The following is a 6,570-nucleotide window of genomic DNA, read 5'->3' on the forward strand; positions in this document are numbered from 1 at the left end:
TCTTCAAGAAGATGAGGAGGTAGTGCAAAAAGGCACTTGGAAATACGAAGAGCAGACGGCAAAAGTGGTTAGCATCAAGCTAAATACCTTTTCGAAGTATTCAGGTGGTACAGTTAAGGCAGGTGAAGTTTCATACATAGCGGTAGCATAATATGGCAGAAAAGAAACCCATTCCTTTCCGAATTAAAGGCATTGAAACTACACAGTTTGCCCTTATCGAAGCTTCATTCAAGCAAGATTGTGAAGTCGAATTGGCAGTAGGAGTTCCGATATCGGCTTCTGATGATGATCATGCTATCCAGGTATCCTTGAATATTCAGTTCAAATGTGAATCGGCTCCATTTATCATTTTGGAAGTTAAAATGAAGTTTGAGATTGAACCGGCCGCATTCCAAACCTTGATCATGACCAAAAAGAAAAAGCTATCAGTGGTAATTCCTGTAGGGTTAGCAAGGCATTTGGCTTCTTTAATTATCGGTACAGCCAGAGGTGTACTACATGAGCGATTGAGCAAAACCAAGTTTTATGAATTGGTCTTGCCGACAATAGATCTGACGAAAATTTTGGAAGAGGATATTGTACTGGAGAAAAGAGAGGAGTAAGTCTTACCAATTGTTTATTAAAATCCAGTTTCGAAAGGTGGAATCAGGTTCCAATTTTATAATGATCACCCGATATCAATCAAAAACCTGTGATGCCTTTCACTTTTACCTTAAAAAGGTCGATTACTAGTTGTTTTTCGCTGTAAGATTCCTGCTTTTCTTGAGAAACCAACTTACTACCACCTAATTACTATCGTTAAGCACCCAAATATTTACAATGTTTCATTGATTTCATTTATTTCCGTTACCTCAAAATTTTCCTGCTCATAACAAGTGCAGTCATGACTAGACCAGTGAGATAAAAAGCCAATTACAAATTGGTAAGGATATTAGGGTAAGACAAGGCGTTAAAAAATCTTCCAGAGGAAGATTTTAGCCTTGGGCAAGCTTGTAGGGCTGGCAAATTCCACCCGGTCCCAATGATAATTTAACTGCTCCCAGAAGGGATAATTCCTACTGTATTTCTTTCGAAAAAGAAGTGGAATTAATCTAATTTTTTATATAATTAAAATATTCCTTTAACTCAAAAATAATATGAAAAGCTTGCATGATTTGATCATAATATTTTATATTAAGTTAAGTTTTTTCTTCAACCTGTTTTTTTATGAAGATTTATAGCCTTTTCCTAGCCTTTTTCTATCCTGGCTTTTTGTTAGCCCAAGACACTCTCCCTTTTCCTGCCGTCCCTTCGGCAAGTATTGCCAGGGAAACAATGGAGGAATCAACACACCAACATAGGAAACAATCCAGCTTTCTTTCCTCAGATGCACCAAACATTCTGGTGATTTTGATCGATGATTCCGGACCCGCATTACCGGATACTTACGGTGGAGAGGTACATACGCCTACCTTGAGCAAACTTGCAAAAAGAGGCATTTCTTATAACAGATTCCATTCCACGGCCATGTGTTCTCCCACAAGAGCAGCGCTTTTGACCGGAAGAAACCACACCAGAGTAGGAAATGGACAGATTACAGAGTGGGCAAATGACTGGGACGGCTTCAGTGGAGTGATTCCAAAAACCTCCGCGACTGTGGCTGAAGTGTTGAAAAATTACGGGTACAGTACCTCTGCATTTGGGAAATGGCACAATACCAATCCAGGTTCCACTTCCAAAGCAGGGCCTTTTGACGAATGGCCCACAGGTTATGGATTTGAATATTTTTATGGATTTCTTGGAGGAGAAACTTCCCAATATGAGCCTACCTTAGTTCGAAACAATACATTCGTTGAGCACCCGCCCAAGACTGTGGAGGAAGGCTATCACCTGACTGAAGATTTGGCGGATGATGCAATCAGTTGGATTCAAAATCATGTTGCCCTTAAACCAGATCAGCCGTTTTTTATGTATTGGGCTCCAGGAGCTGTGCATGGACCACATCATGTGGCCAAGGAATGGGCAGATAAATACAAAGGTAGATTTGACGATGGATGGGATGCCTACCGGGAGCGGGTATTTCAAAGACAAAAAGAACTGGGATGGATACCTAAAAACACCATCCTAACTGAAAGGCCGGAATCCATGGCCGCATGGGAGGATATTCCCGAAAGCGAAAGAGATTTTCAAAGAAGATTGATGGAAGTCTATGCCGGTTTTACAGAGCATGTCGACTTCAATGTGGGTAGGATCGTAAATACCATAGAGGAATTGGGAATAGATGAAAATACCCTGATTTTCTATATCTGGGGGGATAATGGAAGTAGTTCAGAAGGTCAGAACGGAACCATCAGCGAGCTTTTGGCCCAAAACCAAATCCCTACCGAAATCTCAGACCATATCAGGGTATTGAATGAGGACTTGGGTGGCTTAGATGCCTTGGGAGGGCCCAAAACCGATAATATGTATCATGCAGGATGGGCTTGGGCAGGAGCTACACCTTTCCGTTCCACAAAATTGGTTGCGGCGCATTTTGGAGGTACCCGTCAACCTATGGTGATTTCCTGGCCCAATAAAATCACTGCAGATGGAAAAATAAGATCTCAGTTTCATCATGTGAATGACATCACCCCCACTATTTATGATATTCTGGAAATCCCCTTACCGAAAGTTGTCAATGGATTTGAGCAAGATGTGATTGACGGAATCAGCATGGCCTATACCTTTGATGAGCCGCTTGCAGAAGGTCAAAAGAAAACCCAGTTTTTTGACGTAATGGGGAGCCGGGCTATCTACCATGAGGGATGGATGGCATCCACCTTTGGACCTAGAGTGCCTTGGTTGACTCGAACACCCGGATTGGAATCTTGGAATCCGAAGAATGATGTCTGGGAATTGCACAACCTGGAAAATGACTTTAGCCAGGCAATCGACTTGGCTGAGGAATATCCTGAGAAACTGGAAGAGCTGAAGCAACTCTTTTTGGAAGAATCTCGACGCAATAAAAACCTGCCAATTGGTGGGGGATTGTATGTACTGCTTCATCCTGAAGAGCTGAAGGTAAATCCAAGAGTAACTTTCAATTACCCAGGCAACACCGTCAGGGTACCAGAATCCAATGCCCCACGGTTAGGTTTGGTGAAAAATAAAACTACCATCGAATTGACCAATCCGGGTGATTCCAATGAGGTGATTTTTGCGTTGGCAGGGTATGCAGGAGGACTTACTCTTTTTGTAGAGGATGGCGTTTTAAATTATGAATATAATCTTTTTGAACTAGAGCGGACTAAGCTTAAAGGCAGTAGTAAGCTTCCGGAAGGAGAGGTGACGATCGAGTTATTCTTTGAGCCAAAAGCTCACGCCAGCAAGCAATTTTTACAGGCTGCAGATATTAGAATCACGGCCAACGGAAAAGAAATGATCAAAGGCTCTATCCCAACAATAATCACCGCAGGGTTTTCAGTAAACGAATGCTTCGATTTAGGAGCTGACTTGGGTTCACCCGTATCAGAAGCTTATTATTCAAAGGCTCCATTTAAATACACGGGTCAAATTCACAGTTTCAAATCACAGTATTTGTTCAATCAATAAAAAATAGCCTATGAAAGCTCCTATGAATACATACGCTTTAGGGATTCTTTTAGCTTTTTCAGTCTTTTTCTTTGGGTGTTCGAAAGAAAACGAATTGAGTCCTGAAGAGGCCCGGCAGATTGCCAAAGAAGCCTATATCTATGGGTTTCCTTTGGTAGTCAATTACAAAACGCTATATGCCAATGTGATTGATAAAAACTCGGGGGATTACAAAGGGGACTTTAATGAAAAATCCTGCGAGGCCCGTTTATTTTCTCCGGAAGATAAGGCTATTGTCACCCCAAATTCTGATACGCCCTATTGCATGTTTTGGAGTGATATCCGTGAGGAACCTATCGTATTTTCAGTCCCTCAGATGGGACCAGATCGATATTACAGTTTTCAGTTGATAGACCTTTTTACCCATAATTTCGCCTATATCGGTTCCTTGACTACGGGTGTAGATCCTGGTAGCTATTTGATTGCCTTGGAAGATTGGGAAGGGGAAGTTCCTGAAGGAATCACAAAGGTCATTCGCTGCGAGACAGACTTGTTTTTTACCATTGTGCGCACCCAACTTTTTGGTCAGGAGGATTTGAATCAAGTGGCCGAATTGCAACGTCAATATCAGGTGGAAACCCTTAGTGAGTTTATGGGGAAAACTCCGATCCCCAGAGATCTTGATGAAAACTTCCCCAAGTGGAATGAAGGTGATCAGTATACTGCAGCCGCTTTTACCTATCTGGATTTTGTTTTGAATTTTGTGCAAGTACCTGAGGGAGAGGAATTATTATTCCAAAAGTTTAAGCGCTTAGGAATAGGAACAAAAGAAGGATTTGAATTTTCAGGATTTGACATAAAAATCCAGGAGGCTATTCAGGCTGGTGTGAAAGAAGGCTTCTCAGAGATGGAGGCTTTCGTCCAAGAAAGATCTTCAGATGCTTTGGGCAGTACCAAAATATTTGGTACGCGGGAATTTTTGACTAGAAGTGCAGAGGAAAATTATGGGTATGATAATTTTTATTTGATCCGGGCTGTGGGTGCTTATCTTGGGTTGTATGGGAATTCAGCCACTGAAGCTTCTTATCCTATGTACCTTGTCGACAACCAGGGCAAGCCCTTGGATGGTTCTAAAAACAACTATACCATCACTTTTGAGTCAGAGCAATTACCTCCAGTCAATGCTTTTTGGTCGATTACCATGTATGATGGCAAATCCCAACTCTTGGTCGACAATCCTTTGGATAAATATCTGGTAAATTCTACTTCCTTGAATGAATTTAAAAGACAGGAAGATGGATCCTTAGTGATTTATGTCCAACATGAATCTCCCGGAGCTGAGCTGGAATCCAACTGGCTTCCTGCACCTGAAGGTCCCTTTTATTGTGTCATGAGGCTTTATGGTCCAAAGGATGAAATTCTCCGAGGAGAATGGAGAATCCCTGAATTGATTACCTCTACTAACTAGAAAAGACTATGAGAAAAATGTTTCACCGAATTCTTTTATGGTCAGGGGCCATCTTGATCTTTTTTTCCTGTACTCCAAGCCCAAAGGATTCTCCTATTACGGATGACCCGTCAGAAGCCCAAAGGGTAGCAAAAGAAGCCTATATATTTTCTTATCCTTTTTTAATGGGCTACCAGGCACAATACTTCACAATCATGCCCAATAGCCCTGGATACAGAGGGCCATTAAACCAAATAGCAAATGACACCATCCCTGCTGATCATACCCGGCGGGATGTGGTGTCTATGAATGGGGACACGCCCTATTCTGCATTTGGAATTGACCTAAGGGCTGAGCCTTTGGTACTTTCTGTTCCTGAGATGAAAGACCGATACTATGTTTTTCAATGCATTGATCTATTTACACACAATTTTGCCTACATAGGAACCCGTAGCACCGGCACGGAACCCGGCAATTATCTCTTTGTTGGACCAGGGTATGCAGGGGAAATTAAGGATAAGGATTTCGATAAAGTTTTCTACAGTGAAAGTCAATTTGTGACCATTGTTGGGAGAACCCAACTCAAGGGGAATAAAGATCTTCCAAATGTGAAAGAGGTTCAGAAAAAGTATAAACTTCAGCCTTTGAGTGCCTTTTATGGAAAAGCGCCTAAAACCGCTCCAGAACCCAATTGGGTCCCCTTGAACCCGGAGGAGTTTGGGGATGCCCGATTTATTAAGTATGTGAATTTTTACCTGAGCATGGTAGAACCATTTCATCCTCAAGATAAGGAGGCACTGAAACGTTTTGAGAAAATTGGAATTCTTTCAGGAGCTAAATTCGATTCTTCCAATTATTCACCAGAGGTTTTGGCAGCGATCAATGAAGGTATCCTGGAAGCTCAGGATGCCATAAAAAAGAAAGCTGAGAATATTGCCGAGCGGGTTAATGGTTGGAATATGTTAGACGCTTTTGGTCCCCGGGAATTTTATAAGGAAGATTGGTTGCTGCGGGCAGCAGCAGTAATGGTCGGGATTTATGGAAATGATAAAGTAGAAGCATTCTATCCTGTGGCCTATGTGGATATGGATGGAGAAACTTTAGACGGTAGCCAACATCAATACAAAATTCATTTTAACAAGGAGGAAATCCCTCCAGCCAACTTTTTTTGGTCAATAACCTTGTACAACAAGCATGCTGATGGAGTAGGAGGGTACATGAGCGAAAATGAAATCAATCGCTACCTGATCAATTCCACGACTGAAGGATTGATTTATGACAAAGAGGGTGGTTTAACGTTGTACATCCAACACAGGATGCCTTCCCAGAAAGATATCCAAGCGAATTGGCTGCCTGCACCAGCTGAGCCTTTTTATTTGATGCTTCGGGTATATGGACCCCAATCGGCTGCTTTGGATGGAACCTGGAAGCCTCCTGGAGTAGTTAAAAATTGACCAAAGAATTTTCGGGGGTATAGGAGTTTTATCTTTTATAGGGGCCTTGAGCACCTCAGAGACTAGGTCCAAATTCCTTCAAGTGGGAGTTGGCGGGAAAGACCACACACAAAAGACGAA

4 protein-coding genes are annotated in these 6,570 nt (G+C 42.1%); all 4 read left to right on the forward strand.

Annotation, left to right across the window (positions count from 1 at the left end):
* Positions 1 to 152: 152 nt before the first annotated feature.
* The 4 genes from DK188_RS21160 (at position 153) to DK188_RS21175 (ending at position 6,450) form a co-directional block, all read left to right on the forward strand.
* Positions 153 to 602 carry a hypothetical protein gene (locus tag DK188_RS21160; RefSeq protein ID WP_111672857.1) on the forward strand — a complete coding sequence of 150 codons (450 nt, stop codon included), beginning with the start codon at positions 153 to 155 and terminating at the stop codon, positions 600 to 602.
* 604 nt (positions 603 to 1,206) lie between these two features.
* Complete coding sequence (locus tag DK188_RS21165; protein WP_111672858.1) at positions 1,207 to 3,570, forward strand: arylsulfatase; 2,364 nt, start codon at positions 1,207 to 1,209, stop codon at positions 3,568 to 3,570.
* Positions 3,571 to 3,580: 10 nt separating this feature from the next.
* Positions 3,581 to 5,017, forward strand: coding sequence for a DUF1254 domain-containing protein (locus DK188_RS21170; RefSeq protein WP_111672859.1), 1,437 nt, complete (start codon positions 3,581 to 3,583; stop codon positions 5,015 to 5,017).
* 8 nt (positions 5,018 to 5,025) lie between these two features.
* Positions 5,026 to 6,450, forward strand: coding sequence for a DUF1254 domain-containing protein (locus tag DK188_RS21175; protein ID WP_232825789.1), 1,425 nt, complete (start codon positions 5,026 to 5,028; stop codon positions 6,448 to 6,450).
* Positions 6,451 to 6,570: the final 120 nt, after the last annotated feature.

This window comes from Algoriphagus litoralis (genome assembly GCF_003259255.1).
In the GTDB taxonomy this organism is placed as follows: Bacteria; Bacteroidota; Bacteroidia; order Cytophagales; family Cyclobacteriaceae; genus Algoriphagus; species Algoriphagus litoralis.